At 66.2% G+C, this 14,158-nt stretch carries 13 protein-coding genes; 9 read left to right on the plus strand and 4 right to left on the minus strand.

All coding sequences use genetic code 11. From position 1 onward, the window contains the following. Positions 1 to 214: 214 nt before the first annotated feature. Entirely contained in the window at positions 215 to 2,659 is a 2,445-nt protein-coding gene (locus SB4_RS12370) for a TonB-dependent receptor (protein ID WP_058752809.1), read from the minus strand. A gap of 246 nt (positions 2,660 to 2,905) precedes the next feature. Between SB4_RS12370 and SB4_RS12375 the strand changes: the two genes are divergently transcribed. After that, positions 2,906 to 3,382 carry an Hsp20 family protein gene (locus tag SB4_RS12375; protein ID WP_058752810.1) on the plus strand — a complete coding sequence of 159 codons (477 nt, stop codon included), beginning with the start codon at positions 2,906 to 2,908 and terminating at the stop codon, positions 3,380 to 3,382. A gap of 154 nt (positions 3,383 to 3,536) precedes the next feature. On the opposite strand, the gene SB4_RS12380 is transcribed toward SB4_RS12375, so the two are convergent. Together SB4_RS12380 and secG are read right to left on the minus strand one after the other, a co-directional pair. After that, positions 3,537 to 5,186, minus strand: a complete 1,650-nt coding sequence (locus SB4_RS12380; RefSeq protein ID WP_058716763.1) for a CTP synthase — start codon at positions 5,184 to 5,186, stop codon at positions 3,537 to 3,539. A 106-nt stretch (positions 5,187 to 5,292) separates the two neighbouring features. Next, positions 5,293 to 5,667 carry a preprotein translocase subunit SecG gene (secG, locus tag SB4_RS12385; protein WP_058716762.1) on the minus strand — a complete coding sequence of 125 codons (375 nt, stop codon included), beginning with the start codon at positions 5,665 to 5,667 and terminating at the stop codon, positions 5,293 to 5,295. 255 nt (positions 5,668 to 5,922) lie between these two features. Here secG and SB4_RS12390 point away from each other — a divergent pair, with 255 nt between their 5' ends. The 8 genes from SB4_RS12390 (at position 5,923) to eda (ending at position 13,163) form a co-directional block, all read left to right on the plus strand. Then, positions 5,923 to 6,243, plus strand: a complete 321-nt coding sequence (locus SB4_RS12390) for a MarR family transcriptional regulator (RefSeq protein ID WP_058732142.1) — start codon at positions 5,923 to 5,925, stop codon at positions 6,241 to 6,243. After that, positions 6,179 to 6,553 (plus strand): SH3 domain-containing protein, encoded by a 375-nt coding sequence (locus SB4_RS12395; protein ID WP_338112951.1) that lies wholly within the window; start codon positions 6,179 to 6,181, stop codon positions 6,551 to 6,553. The genes SB4_RS12390 and SB4_RS12395 overlap by 65 nt, the downstream gene beginning before the upstream one ends. Further along, entirely contained in the window at positions 6,550 to 7,476 is a 927-nt protein-coding gene (gene argC, locus SB4_RS12400) for an N-acetyl-gamma-glutamyl-phosphate reductase (RefSeq protein WP_058752811.1), read from the plus strand. Before SB4_RS12395 ends, argC begins: the two co-directional genes overlap by 4 nt. A 9-nt stretch (positions 7,477 to 7,485) precedes the next feature. After that, positions 7,486 to 8,949, plus strand: a complete 1,464-nt coding sequence (gene zwf, locus SB4_RS12405) for a glucose-6-phosphate dehydrogenase (RefSeq protein ID WP_058752812.1) — start codon at positions 7,486 to 7,488, stop codon at positions 8,947 to 8,949. Positions 8,950 to 9,049: 100 nt separating this feature from the next. After that, on the plus strand, positions 9,050 to 9,760 hold the full coding sequence (gene pgl, locus SB4_RS12410) for a 6-phosphogluconolactonase (protein ID WP_058716759.1): 711 nt from the start codon (positions 9,050 to 9,052) through the stop codon (positions 9,758 to 9,760). Beyond that, positions 9,757 to 11,574 carry a phosphogluconate dehydratase gene (gene edd / locus SB4_RS12415; protein WP_058752813.1) on the plus strand — a complete coding sequence of 606 codons (1,818 nt, stop codon included), beginning with the start codon at positions 9,757 to 9,759 and terminating at the stop codon, positions 11,572 to 11,574. Before pgl ends, edd begins: the two co-directional genes overlap by 4 nt. Before the next feature lie 21 nt (positions 11,575 to 11,595). Beyond that, positions 11,596 to 12,561, plus strand: a complete 966-nt coding sequence (glk, locus tag SB4_RS12420) for a glucokinase (RefSeq protein WP_058752814.1) — start codon at positions 11,596 to 11,598, stop codon at positions 12,559 to 12,561. Beyond that, complete coding sequence (gene eda / locus SB4_RS12425) at positions 12,558 to 13,163, plus strand: bifunctional 4-hydroxy-2-oxoglutarate aldolase/2-dehydro-3-deoxy-phosphogluconate aldolase (RefSeq protein ID WP_058752815.1); 606 nt, start codon at positions 12,558 to 12,560, stop codon at positions 13,161 to 13,163. The genes glk and eda overlap by 4 nt, the downstream gene beginning before the upstream one ends. A gap of 123 nt (positions 13,164 to 13,286) precedes the next feature. Here eda and SB4_RS12430 read toward each other — a convergent pair whose 3' ends face one another. After that, positions 13,287 to 14,156, minus strand: coding sequence for a LysR family transcriptional regulator (locus SB4_RS12430; RefSeq protein WP_058752816.1), 870 nt, complete (start codon positions 14,154 to 14,156; stop codon positions 13,287 to 13,289). Between the last annotated feature and the right edge of the window lie 2 nt (positions 14,157 to 14,158).

Below are 14,158 nucleotides of genomic sequence, written 5' to 3' on the forward strand. Positions count from 1 at the left end.
CCCGGATCGGAGACGGTCCGGGCGTTTGTCATTTCGGCCACAGCGACACGCATCCCCTCAGGAAAAGCCGCCGGAACCGACGAGGAAACGGGGAGCTTCCAGACTCCGTCCCCAGATGCCGGCCCGGCGCCCGTTCACGGGACCTCGGCTATAGCAGATCAAGATGAACCGAATGTGGACGAATCCTGTGATTCGCCCACACCGACGCGTGGCCTTAGAACGATTTGGAGATGGTAAACCCATAGGTACGCGGATCGCCCGGCTGTCCGACGATCAAGCCCGTCGAACCGGACTGGGTGGCGAGCAACTCGTAATAATCGTGATCGAAGAGGTTGCGCACCCAGACAAAGGCGTTCCAGCTGCCCGGCGCCTTGAACCCGGCGCGTAGGTTGGACAGGCTGTAGCCGTTGATATCGGTATAGGCCGATCGCGACGGGTTGGACGAGAATTTGGACCGGTAGCTGCCGTCGTAACCCAGATAGAATTGCCCCTCGGTCCCCGCCACAGTCGCGGGCAGGTCATACTCCGCACCATAGGAAAAGGCCCAGCGCGACACGCCCGGCAGCCACTGGCCGGAGATATTGCAATAGGGCAGCGACGCCCCCGGCGTGCCCGCTGCCGCCGGGGTACCGACGATCTGGCCGTTGACGACCGGTAGCGCGGTCCCGCCGGACAGTTCGGGCGGGCAAGGCGCGTTGGTGAAGCGGGTGTAGCGCGCATCGGTGAAGGCGGCATTGGCATAGACGTTGAACCGCTGCGTCGGGCGGAAGGCCGAGTCGATCTCGATCCCGCGCGTCCGCACCCGCCCCGCATTGGCGAGGTAACCGCGCAGGACGTTGACCTGCAAGTTGTTCACCGTCGCCTGATAATCGGCGATCTCGGTCCAGAAGCCCGCGATGTTCACCGTCGCGCGGCGGTCGGCGAACTGGGTCTTCAGGCCCAGCTCGAAATGATTGACCTTTTCGGGGCGGACGGTCTGCGTCGCCAGGATCGGGTTGTTCTGTCCATCGAGGGGCAGGCCCGACAGGTTGATGCCGCCCGACTTATAGCTGCGCGCATAGGTCGCGTAATAATGGACGTTGGGGTTAAACTCATAGGCGATGGTCAGGTCGCCCGACAGGTTCCAGTTGGTGAAGCGCGGCGTGTAGTTCTGCGGCGCGAGCACCCCGCGCTGGTCGCTGGTCAGGATCGTCGAACCCGCCCCGTTGGTCACGGTCGAGACATAGGAACCGTCCTTGCGGTCATAGTTCAGCCGCAGGCCCGGCGACACCGACAGGCGATCGTCGACATGCCAGGTCAGCTTGCCGAACAGCGCCGCCGAGATATTGGTGAAACCGATCGTGTTGCGCGAGGTCAGGCCGTTCAGCGTCGCCGGATTGCGCCCGCCCGCGCCCGTGGGATTGAGCAGAAAAGCGCTGGCCGCCGGCCCCTGCACCTGCACCCCCTGCGTATCGATCGACTGCCAGAAGTAAAACGCACCCAGAACGTAATCGAGCGTCCGCTTGCCGTTGGAGGCGATGCGGATTTCCTGCGTCACCTGGCTCTGCTGCGACGGATTGGCCGAGACGGTGGTGATGGGCAGGCCGATAAAGTCGCGATCGTTGGACGGGTCCCAGTGCCAGAAGCGCCAGGCCGACACGCTGGTCAGCGTCGCACTCCCCACATCCCAGTTCGCGACCAGCGACAGGCCGCCCAGTTCCTGCTTGGCGCGCAGATCGGTATCGACATCGGTCACCCGGTCGAAGGCGTTGGTCGAGGGCACGCTATACCTTTGCGCCGCCGCCAGGGCCGCATATTGCCGGTTGATCGGCCGCTGGGTCGCCCCCACCCGGGCGTAATATTGGACGCAGCAATTGGGGTTCTGGCGCGCATAATCGCCCGACAGGGTCAGGTCGAGGTTCGGCGTCGCATGCCAGAGGAACTGGCTGCGCAGCGACAGATTATCCTGAGAGTTCTGCCACTCCTGCTGGCGCGTGTTCCAGATGGTGCCGCGCCGCGAGGTGATCGAGGTCGACAGCCGCACCGCCACCTTGTCGTCGACCAGCGGGCCGGACACCGACGCCTTGGCCTGGAAGAAGTCGTAATTCCCCGCGCTCAGCTCGACCCGGGCCTCGGGGCTGAAGCTCGGCGCGCGGGTGATGATGTTGATCGCGCCCGCCGTCGTGTTCTTGCCGTAAAGCGTACCCTGGGGCCCGCGCAGCACCTCGATCCGCTCGGTATCGGTGAAGTCGAACGTCGCCGAGGCGATACGGCTGTAATAGACTTGGTCGACATAGATGCCGACGCCCTGCTCGATCCCGTCATTGGTCAGCCCGAACGGCGCGCCCAGTCCACGGATATTCGCGGCCGAATTGCGTGGGTTGGTCGAGTAGAATTGCAGCGTCGGCTGGATCTGGGTCAGCCGGTTGACATTGTACGTCCCCGTCTCGGCCAGCGCGGTGCCTCCGATCACCGACATGGCGATGGGCACGCTCTGGATCGTCTCGGCACGCCTGCGCGCGGTCACGACGACATCCCCCCCGCCCTGCTGCGCGGTGCCAAGCCGCCCTTCATCGCGGCGCGCCTCTCCGGCGGGCGCGGTGACGACGGAGGTATCCTGCGGATCGGCGGCTGGCGATGTGGCTTGGGCGGCCAGCATGAGTGCGAGGGTCAAGGACATGGAAGCTCCCCTTATGGTTTCATCCCCCATTCACACATCGTTTTAGTAGGCATTCAAGCCAGCCATGGCTTGGGCCATCGGAAGATTTGCTTTTCGATCCGTAAAGGCTCTTGAAGACGATTTCTTACGAACCATATCGGTTCGCGTGCGGTGCCTATCACGGGCCGTACGGATGGGTCCTAACCGCCCCGCGCCGGGGTGGACGGGCCGATCCCGTTTCAATTCGCTTCTGATGGAGGTTTTGACATGCGTATCGATCTGACCCCGTACCGCCGTTCGACCATTGGCTTCGACCGGCTGTTCGATCTGCTGGAGGCCAATTCGCGGGCCAATTCGGCGGAGAATTATCCCCCCTTCAACCTCGAGCGTCTGGCCGAGGACCGGTATCGCATCACCCTGGCGGTGGCCGGTTTTTCGCGCGACGAGATCGAGATCACTGCGCAGCAGAACATGCTGCTCGTCACCGGCAAGAAGGATGACAAGGCGAACTCGCCCAACTTCCTGCATGTCGGTATCGCCAATCGCTCGTTCGAGCGGCGCTTCGAGCTGGCGGACTTCGTGTTCGTCGAGGATGCGCGCCTGAACGATGGCCTGCTCGTCGTCGACCTCGTTCGCGAGGTGCCCGAGGCGATGAAGCCCAAGACGATCGCGATCAAGACGGGCCAGCCGCTCGCCGCGGTGGAACATAACGCCGGTGAGGCCGACGAGGCCAAGGCGGCGTAAGCAAGCTCGACGTCTTTCCCTCCCTAAAGACGTCGCGGGGCGTCCGGACCGACGGGTCCGGGCGCCTTTTGTTTTTCATGCTACCGCTGAGGCCGGAGGGGATTTGGGATAAAGAAAACCCCGCCTCCATAGTCTGGAGGCGGGGTTTTCGAAATCACACCAACCGGCTTTGCTTCACCGCCGCTTCGACGAAGCTGGCGAAGAGCGGGTGCGGGTCGAAGGGCTTGGACTTGAGTTCCGGGTGGAATTGCACGCCGACGAACCAGGGATGGTCCGGCCGCTCGACGATTTCGGGCAGCGTGCCGTCGGGCGACATGCCGCTGAACACCAGGCCGCCCTTTTCCAGCGCATCCTTATAGGTGGTGTTCACCTCATAGCGGTGGCGATGGCGTTCGGAGATATCCTCGCTGCCATAGATGGACGCGACGACGCTGTTGCCCGCCAGCTTCGCCTGATAGGCGCCCAGCCGCATCGTGCCGCCAAGGTCGCCACTGGCCTCGCGCTTCTCCAGGCCGTCGCGGCCCATCCATTCGGTGATGAGACCGACGATCGGCTCGGAGGTCGGACCGAACTCGGTCGAGGAGGCGTCGGCGATACCCGCCAGGTTGCGAGCGCCCTCGACGCAGGCCATCTGCATGCCGAAGCAGATACCGAAATACGGTACGCGGCGTTCACGGGCGAAGCGAACCGCCTCGATCTTGCCCTGCGCACCGCGCTCGCCGAACGCGCCGGGGACCAAGATGGCGTGGCAGGGTTCGAGCTGCTGTGCGATCTCGCTTTCGTCGCCCTCGAACAATTCGGCGTCGATCCAGCGGATGCGGACCTTCACCTTGTTCGCGATGCCGCCATGCACCAGCGCCTCGTTGAGCGACTTGTACGCGTCCTGCAGGCCGACATATTTGCCAACCACGCCGATCGTGACCTCGCCTTCCGGGTTGAACAGGCGATCGACGATCTCGGTCCAACGCGACAGGTTGGGTGCGCCCTCCGGCTCGATGCCGAATGCGCGCAGCACTTCCGAATCGAGACCCTCGGCATGATATTGCAGCGGCACCGCATAGATGCTCGCCGCGTCCAGCGCGGGGATGACCGCCGAGGGCGGCACGTTGCAGAACAGGCCGATCTTGGCGCGGTCCGACGCGGGCAGCGGATGCTCGCAGCGACAGACCAGCACGTCGGGCGCCACGCCCAGCGCCGCGATCTCGCGCACCGAATGCTGGGTCGGCTTGGTCTTCAGTTCGCCCGCCGCCGCGATGTAGGGCACCAGCGTGACGTGGATGCTGATCGACTTGCCGCGACCCAGCTCGTTCTTCAGCTGGCGGATCGCCTCGATGAAGGGCAACGATTCGATATCGCCGACCGTGCCGCCGATCTCACAGAGAACGAAGTCCAGATCCTCGCCATTTTCGTCCACCGTATCGGCGCGCGCAAAGGCCTTGATCGCGTCGGTGACGTGCGGGATCACCTGGACGGTCGCGCCCAGATAGTCGCCGCGCCGCTCGCGCTCGATGATCGTCTTGTAGATGCGGCCCGAGGTGACGTTGTCCGACTGGCGCGAGGCTACACCAGTGAAACGCTCATAGTGACCCAGGTCGAGATCGGTCTCGGCCCCGTCGTCGGTCACGTAAACCTCGCCGTGCTGATACGGGCTCATCGTGCCCGGATCGACGTTGAGATAGGGATCGAACTTGCGGATGCGCACGCTGTAGCCGCGTGCCTGCAAGAGAGCCGCAAGAGAGGCCGCCATGAGGCCCTTGCCGAGCGACGAAACCACGCCGCCGGTGATGAAGATATACCGCGCCATGGGAAGAATCGCCTAGCTTGGATGGGGTGGATACGACAACAGCAAAGATGCGCGCCGCCGTCATTTTGCGGCGGCACGTTGGCCTAAGCTATGGGGAAAGCCCGGTTTAGCGGGCGAGCGGAACCGCCGAATTGTCGGCCGGGGCCGATGGGGCGGGGGCCGCCGCGTTGCCCGACGGAACCGGAGCGGGCGCAGGCTGGGTGATCGGCGCCTGAGTCGCGGGCGTGCGGGCCAGCGAGGTATCGATGGTCGGCGCGCTGCGGGTCGCGGCCATGACCGCCAGCAGGATCGAGAAGCCGACGAACAGGGTCGCCAGCACCGCGGTCGCCCGGCTGAGGAAGTCCGCCGCGCCGCGCGCCGACATCAGCCCCGACGGGCTGCCCCCCATGCCCAGACCGCCGCCTTCCGACCGCTGCATGAGGATCACCGTGACCAGGGTCGCGGCGATGATGGCGTGGATGACGAGCAGGAATGCGAACATGAGGCGCGTGTGATCCCGATGGAGGGTGTGCGAAAGCGCGCACATAGGCGAGCAAGCCGCGCCGATCAACCTCGGCGGCTTCACGCCCCCCGCCCCCGCGCCCCGAAAAGATGTGCATCAAAGCGGAACATCCGTGGAAACCAGCACGGTTAAAGGGCGTTATGACCTCGAAACAACGCCCGGCAAAGCCCGGCCCAGCCATTGGAACCGCCACCCGTGTCCAATCCACACGACCCGCAGTCGCTGTTCGCCTGGATGAGCGCTCTTGTCGATTATGTCCGTTCGGGCGAGCCCGATCTGACCAATCGGCAGATGGCCTTGCTGCTCGTCGTCTACCTGCGTCCGGGGCCCCATACGGTGCGCGGTTTGGCGCGCGCTTTGAACGTCTCGAAACCTGTCGTCACCCGCGCCTTGAATAGACTGGGAACGCTGGGCTATCTGCGCCGCCAACGCGATGATAGCGACAAGCGTAACATCTTTGTCGCCAGGACACCTGAAGGGGCGGACTTTCTTGAAGAATTCGGACATTTCATCGGCGCTGGCGACGCCCCTGCCCTCCAGCGAGCCAGCGCGTAAGAGCTTTGCGCTCCAGGGGCGGACCGTCGGTCTCGACCCTCGTACCCATGCGGTCCGGCCCGATCTGGCCGATGTCCGGCTCGCTGAATACGTATTCGCCCCGCATTATGCCGCGCCCCTGCCCTATAGGACGAGAAGCGCCGTGACCTTGCGCGAGGGCCGCCCGCTCGACAGTGCGGTGCTGGCCGAGCTGGCGCCGGGCGAGACGTTCGAGGTGCTGGAACTCGCCGGTGGGCACGCATGGGGCATCGCGCCGCATCTGGGCTTGGTCGGCTATTGCGAAGCGGGTCTGTTGGAGCGGGTGCAGTGACCAAGACGGTGTTCATCGATGGCGGCGCAGGCACCACCGGCCTCGAGATCGCCGACCGGCTGGCTGGTCGCCCCGACCTGTCGATCCTGACCCTGCCCGATGATCGCCGCAAGGATGCCAACGCCCGGCGCGAAGCGATCAACGACGCCGATTTCGTCATTCTTTGCCTGCCTGATGATGCCGCGCGTGAAGCTGTCTCGCTGATCGCCAATGACCGGACGCGCGTGGTCGACGCCTCGACCGCGCATCGCACCGCGGATGGCTGGATCTATGGTTTCGCCGAGCTGGAGCCGGAGCAACTGGACAAAATCGGCGCAGCGCGGTTCGTGTCCAATCCCGGCTGCTATCCGACCGGCTTTCTCGCGCTCGTTCGTCCGCTGGTGCGCGCCGGGATCATTCCGGCGGACTTCCCGGTGACGGTCAATGCCGCCTCGGGCTATTCGGGCGGCGGCAAGGCGATGATCGCCGAATATGAGACCGCCACCGAGCGCGCCTTCCGCCCCTATGGCCTCAGCCTCGCGCACAAGCATGCGCCCGAGATGCAGCGTCATTCGGGCCTGACCCATGCACCGATCTTCGCGCCCGCCGTGGTCGACACCTATCGCGGCATGGTCGTCGAGGTGCCCCTGCCCCTTTACGCCCTGCCAGGCGCGCCCTCGCTCGACCAAGCGACCCAGGTGCTGGCCGAGGCCTATGCCGACAGCCGCATCGTGCGTTTTTGGGCGGATGCCGTAGCGGCGGTGAATATCGAGGAAAATGCCGGAACCGACCGGATGACCTTGCGTGTCTGCGGCAATGCGGCCACGGGACAGGCGCGACTGATCGCCACGCTCGACAATCTGGGCAAGGGTGCCGGGGGTGCGGCGGTCCAGAACCTGAATATCATGGCCGGGCTCGATCCGACCGCCGGCCTCGTGCTCTAAGGAGACGTCATGACGCGCAATCCCGTTGGCAAGCTGCTGCTGTTCGGCGCGACCGGCGACCTGTCGCAGCGGATGCTGCTGCCCTCGCTGTTCAACCTGCATTCGGACGGGCTGCTGCCCGAGGGGCTGACGATCACCGGCACCGCCCGGTCGGACCATGACGATGTCAGCTTCCGCGAATTCGCGGCCAAGGCTCTGGACACCTTCCTGCCGGACGACCGCAAGGACACCGACAAGATCGCCAGCTTCCTCGAGCGGGTGCAGTATCAGTCGCTCGATGCCTCCTCGACGGACGGCTTCCCGGCGCTGGCGGAGAAGGTCGGCGACGTATCGAACGGTCTCGCCATCTATCTGTCGACCGCGCCCAGCCTGTTCGAGTCCACCATCAAGGGCCTCGAATCGGTCGGCCTGGCGGGCGAGACGGTGCGGATCGGCCTGGAAAAGCCGCTCGGCTACGACCTCGCTTCGTCCAAGGAGATCAACGACGCGGTTGCCTTCGGCTTCCCCGAGGAGCGGACCTTCCGCATCGACCATTATCTGGGCAAGGAAACCGTCCAGAACATCCTGGCGCTGCGCTTCGGCAATTTCTTCTTCGAGCCGATTTGGAACGCGCACGGCATCGACAATGTGCAGATCACCATCGCCGAGACAGTCGGTCTGGAAGATCGCGCAGGCTATTACGAGGGCGCAGGCGCGCTGCGCGACATGGTGCAGAACCACATCCTGCAACTGCTCGCGCTCGTCGCGATGGAGCCGCCCGCCCGCTATGACGGCACCGCGATCCGTGACGAAAAGGCCAAGGTCTTTCGCTCGCTGCGTCTGATGACGCCGGAGGAAGTGCCCAACAACACCGTCACCGGGCAGTATTCGGACGGCGCGGTCGGCGGCAAGATCGTCGGTTCCTATGCCGACGAGCTGGGCAAGCCGTCCAAGACCGAAACCTTCGTCGCAATCAAGGCGCATGTCGACAATTGGCGCTGGCAGGGGGTTCCCTTTTACCTGCGCACCGGCAAGCGCATGGCGGCGCGCCGCTCGGAAATCGCCATCCAGTTCAAGCCGGTGCCGCACTCGATGTTCGCCGGGCGCGGCGGCCTGCTCCAGCCCAACACGCTGGTCATCCGCTTGCAGCCCGAGGAATATATCCAGCTGCTGGTGATGGCGAAGGAGCCTGGCCTCGACCGCGACGGCATCCGCCTGCGCGAAGTGCCGCTGAACCTGTCGTTGGATGCCGAGTTCGCGGGCACCCGCCGCCGCATCGCCTATGAGCGGTTGCTGCTCGACCTGATCGAGGGCGACCAGACGCTGTTTGTCCGTCGCGACGAGGTGGAGGCGCAGTGGACCTGGATCGACGCCATCCGCGCCGGTTGGGACGCCAACGACGTCAAGCCCAAGACCTATCCGAGCGGCAGCTGGGGTCCCTCCTCCGCCATCGCGCTGACCGAGCGCGACGGGGTACACTGGCAGGACGACTGATCCCCCGCCTCCCGCGCGGAGGCGAACGACATCGACGCGAGCACGGCACGGCCCGACGGCTGGCCTGCTTCGCGCAAAGACTATCTAGGACGTAAGTGACATGACCGACGAAATCGAATGGTGGGATTACGAAGACACCACCGAGATGGCGAACGCGCTGGCGGGCGACATCCAGTTCATCATCGAAAGCGCGATCGAGGCCCGCGGCGCGGCGGTGATCGCATTGTCGGGCGGCAAGACGCCGATTCCCGTCTATGAGAAGCTGGCCCAGGCCAAGCTCGACTGGAAGCGGGTGACCATCGTCCCCGCCGACGAGCGTATCGTGCCGCTGGGCGATCCGCTGTCCAACGTCACCATGATCGGCAAGATCTTCCTGCCCAAGGGCGCGCGCGTCATGCCGATCGTGCCGCAGGCCACGTCGGACTATAAGGCCGCCGGTCGCTCGGCCGATGCGCTGATGCAGGAACTGCACTGGCCGCTGGACCTGGTGCTGCTGGGCATGGGCGCGGACGGGCACACCGCCTCGATCTTCCCCGGCCCCGACTATGACGAGGCGCTCAACGGCCCCAAGGAGCGCCGCGCGCTGGGTCTGATGCCCGATCCGCTGCCCCCGGAAGCGCCTGTCGCGCGCGTGACGCTCAGCCGTGCCGGGATCGTCTCGGCCCGCTCGATCATGTTCGCCATCTCGGGCCCCGCCAAGAAGAAGGTGCTGGAAGACGCGATCAAGGAAGGCGCATCGTCGCCCTATCCGGTCGGTCGCGTCCTGGCTGAGGTCGAGCTGCCGATCGACATCCACTGGAGCGAGCAATGAGCCTCAACGCCGCCGTCTCTGCCGTCACCGACCGGGTCATCGAACGCTCGCGTCCGGGTCGCCAGGCCTATCTCGACCTGATCGCGCATGAGGCCGAGACGGCGGTGCGCCGCCCCAATCTGGGCTGCGCCAACCTCGCCCATGCCTATGCCGGGACCGAGGAAGACCGCGACGCCATGAAGGCGGATCGCGGCATGAATATCGGCATCGTGTCGGCCTATAACGACATGCTGTCGGCGCATGCCGTCTATTATCGCTATCCCGAACTGATGAAAGTCTGGGCGCGCGAAGTCGGCGCGACCGCGCAGGTGGCGGGCGGCGTGCCCGCCATGTGCGACGGCGTGACGCAGGGCTATGCGGGCATGGAGCTGTCGCTGTTCAGCCGCGACACGATCGCGCTGTCGACGGCGGTCGCGCTGAGCCACGGCACCTTCGAGGGTGCGGCCCTGCTCGGCATCTGTGACAAGATCGTACCCGGCCTGCTGATGGGCGCGCTGCGTTTCGGTCATCTGCCGATGATCCTGGTACCCGGCGGCCCGATGCCTACGGGGTTGCCCAACAAGCAGAAGGCCGCCGTCCGCGAAGCCTTTGCCGAGGGCAAGGCGGGCCGCGACGAACTGCTCGACGCCGAGATCGCCGCCTATCATTCCAAGGGCACCTGTACCTTCTACGGCACCGCCAACACCAACCAGATGATGATGGAAGTGATGGGCCTGCACATGCCGGGCGCCGCCTTCGTCAATCCGGGCACCAAGCTGCGCCAGGAACTCAGCCGCGCCGCCGTCCACCGGCTGGCCGCGATCGGCCAGCGGGGCGACGACTATCGCCCGCTTGGCCGGTGCGTCGATGAAAAGGCGATCGTCAACGCGGCGGTCGGCCTGCTCGCGACCGGCGGTTCGACCAACCACCTGATCCACCTGCCCGCCATCGCGCGCGCGGCGGGGATCATCATCGACTGGGAGGATATGGACCGCCTGTCGGCCGCGGTGCCGCTGATCGCGCGCGTCTATCCGAACGGCTCGGCCGATGTGAACGGGTTCGAGGCGGCGGGCGGCATGCCCTATGTCATCCGCGAACTGCTCTCGGCCGGGCTGCTTCACCGCGACATCCTGACGGTGGCGGGCAAGGACCTGTCCGATTACGGCCAGACGGCGGTCATTGCCGAGGACAAGCTCGCCTGGACCCCGATCGGCGACAGCGGCGATGAGACGATCCTGCGCCCTGCCTCTGCGCCCTTCTCTGCCGATGGCGGCATGCGCATCCTGTCGGGCAATCTCGGCCGCGCCTGCATCAAGGTGTCGGCGGTCGAGCGCGAGCGCTGGGTCATCGAGGCCCCCGCCCGCGTCTTCTCCGACCAGTCCGAAGTGCAGGCCGCCTTCAAGGCGGGCGAGCTGGAGCGCGACGTGGTCGTCGTGGTCCGCTTCCAGGGCCCCAAGGCCAACGGCATGCCCGAACTGCACAAGCTGACTCCGCCGCTGGGCGTGCTTCAGAATCGCGGCTTCAAGGTCGCACTGGTCACCGACGGCCGCATGTCGGGCGCCAGCGGCAAGGTCCCTTGCGCCATCCATCTCAGCCCCGAGGCGATCGGCGGCGGCGCGATCGGCCTGATCCGCGACGGCGACATCGTCCGACTGGACGCGGTCGAGGGCACGCTCAACGCGCTGGTCGACCCGGCGGAATGGGCCGCGCGCGAACAGGCCGCGACGCCCGCGCCGGTCCAGGGCATGGGCCGCGAGCTGTTCGCGCTGTTCCGCCAGGCCGCCGACGAGGCCGAGAAGGGCGCATCGCCCATTCTCGCGGGCGCTGGCCTGTAAAAGAATAAGGGGGAGGACATCATGGAAATCGTAGCCGTCGATATCGGTGGCACCCACGCCCGCTTCGCGATCGCCGAGGTCGAGAATGGCCGGGTGGTGAAGCTGGGCGAACCGTGCACGCAGAAGACCGCCGAGCACGCCTCGCTCCAGACCGCGTGGCAGGCGTTCGAGGCGCATCTGGGCCGCCCGCTGCCCAAGGCCGCCTCGCTCGCCATCGCCTCGCCGATCACCGGCGACGTGATCCGCATGACCAACAATCCCTGGGTCATTCGCCCCTCGCTGATCCCCGAGCGGCTGGGCGCGGACATCTATACCGTCATCAACGACTTCGGCGCGGTCGGCCATGCCGTCGCACAGGTGCCGCAGGAAGACTTCCTCCACATCTGCGGCCCGGAGGAGCCGATGCCCGAACAGGGCGTGGTCACCGTCTGCGGCCCCGGCACGGGCCTGGGCGTCGCGCAGGTGCTGATGACGCCGCAGCGCTACCATGTCATCGAGACCGAGGGTGGGCATATGGACTATGCCCCGCTCGACGGCATCGAGGATGCGATCCTGAAGCGCCTGCGCCGCACCTATACCCGCGTGTCGTGCGAGCGGATCTGTTCGGGCCCCGGCATCGTCGCCATCTATGAGACACTCGCCTCGCTGGAGGGCCGCGCCGTGCCCAGCCGCGACGACCGTGAAATCTGGACCGAGGCGCTGGAGGGCACCGATTCGATCGCGCTGGCCGCGCTCGATCGTTTCTGCCTCGCGCTCGGCGCGGTGGCGGGCGACTTCGCACTGGCGCAGGGTGCCAAGACCGTCGTGATCGCGGGCGGCCTCGGCTACCGGATCAAGGACAAGCTGCTGCGTTCGGGCTTCGACCAGCGCTTTGTCGCCAAGGGCCGCTTCCAGTCGCTGATGGCGCGCATCCCCGTCAAGCTCATCACCCATCCCCAGCCCGGCCTGTTCGGCGCGGCCGCGGCCTTTGCCCAGGAGCATTCATGACCGACATCGCCACCATCATGCGCACCAGCGCGGTCATCCCCGTGCTGGTCATCGACGACGCCGCCACCGCCAAGCCGCTGGCCGAGGCGCTGGTCGCGGGCGGGCTGAAGGTGCTGGAGGTGACGCTGCGCACCCCCGCCGCGCTGGAGGCCATGGCCGAGATGAAGAAGGTCCCCGGCGCGATCGTCGGAGCGGGCACCGTCGTCAACGAAGCGCAGCTGCGCGACGTGGCCGATGCGGGCGCGGAGTTCATCGTCTCGCCGGGCCTGACCGACCGGCTGGGCGCGGCGGTGATCGAGAGCGGCATCCCCTATCTGCCCGGTATCGCCAATGCGGGCGACATCATGCGTGGGCTGGACCTGGGCCTGACCCATTTCAAGTTCTTCCCGGCCGAGACGAGTGGCGGCCTGAAGGCGCTGAAGGCGCTGGCCGCACCCTTCTATCAGGCGCGTTTCTGCCCGACCGGCGGCATCACCGAAGCCAGCGCCCCCGACTGGCTGGCCTTCGACCGCGTCCTGTGCGTCGGCGGCAGCTGGGTGACGGGTGGGTCGATGGCCGATGTGGAGGCCAAGGCCCGCGCGGCGGCAGCGCTGCGGGGCTGATCAAGGACGAACATCCTCACCCTTCCCACCCGATATTGCGGGCGGGCCCCTTCCCTCTCCCACCGGGAGAGGGAGGGAGGCGCGAAGCGCCGGAAGGGTGAGGGTGATCGGTTGGTGGTACGCTCAGGCACTGACCGCCTCCATCAGCCACTGCCGAAACGCCTTCATCGCCAAGCCTTCTTTCCGCGACAATAACCGCGTCAGCCAGTAGCGCCCGGCATCGATCTCGACGGCAAAGGGCTGAACCAGCCGCTCGGTCGTGAGTTCATGGCCGAACATCGCCTTGGGCGCGAGCGCTACGCCAAGCCCCGCCATCGCCGCGCCGACCATCAGCGCCGAGCTGTCGAACATCGGCCCCCGCAAGTTTGGTGGCAGGACACCCACGGCCGCAAACCAGCTCTCCCATTCGCTGACCCGGTAGGATCGCAGCAGCCGCTCCCTCACCAGATCGCCCGGCCCCTGCAACCGCGCGGCAACCAAGGGGGCGCAGAGCGGTGTCAGCGGCGCGGCCATCAGCGGTTCGGCATGTGTCCCATGCCACGCGCCGTCGCCGAAGCGTATCGCGCAGTCCAGCCCCTCGCCCGCCAGATCGACCCGGTTGTTGTTGATCGACACCCGCAAATCGATGTGCGGATGGGTCGACGCGAAATCGTCCAGCCGCGCCAGCAGCCAGCCGGTGGCAAAGGTCCCCACCACGCCGATGTTGACGACATGCTGGAAACGCCCATCGGCAAACCGGTCCAGCGTCGCCCCGATCCGGTCGAACGTCTCAGCCAGCACCGGCACCAGCGCCTGCCCGTCATCGGTCAGCGCCAGCCCACGCGGCAAACGATGGAACAGCCGCGCGCCCAGCCTCTTCTCGAGGCTGGCGACCTGATGGCTGACCGCGCCCTGGCTGACGCACAATTCGATCGCGGCGCGGGTGAAGTTCAAATGCCGCGCCGCCGCCTCGAAGGCACGCAGCGCATTGAGCGGGAGTTGGGCGCGGTCCATGC

This window comes from Sphingomonas sanguinis (assembly GCF_001476905.1).
GTDB lineage: Bacteria > Pseudomonadota > Alphaproteobacteria > Sphingomonadales > Sphingomonadaceae > Sphingomonas > Sphingomonas sanguinis_B.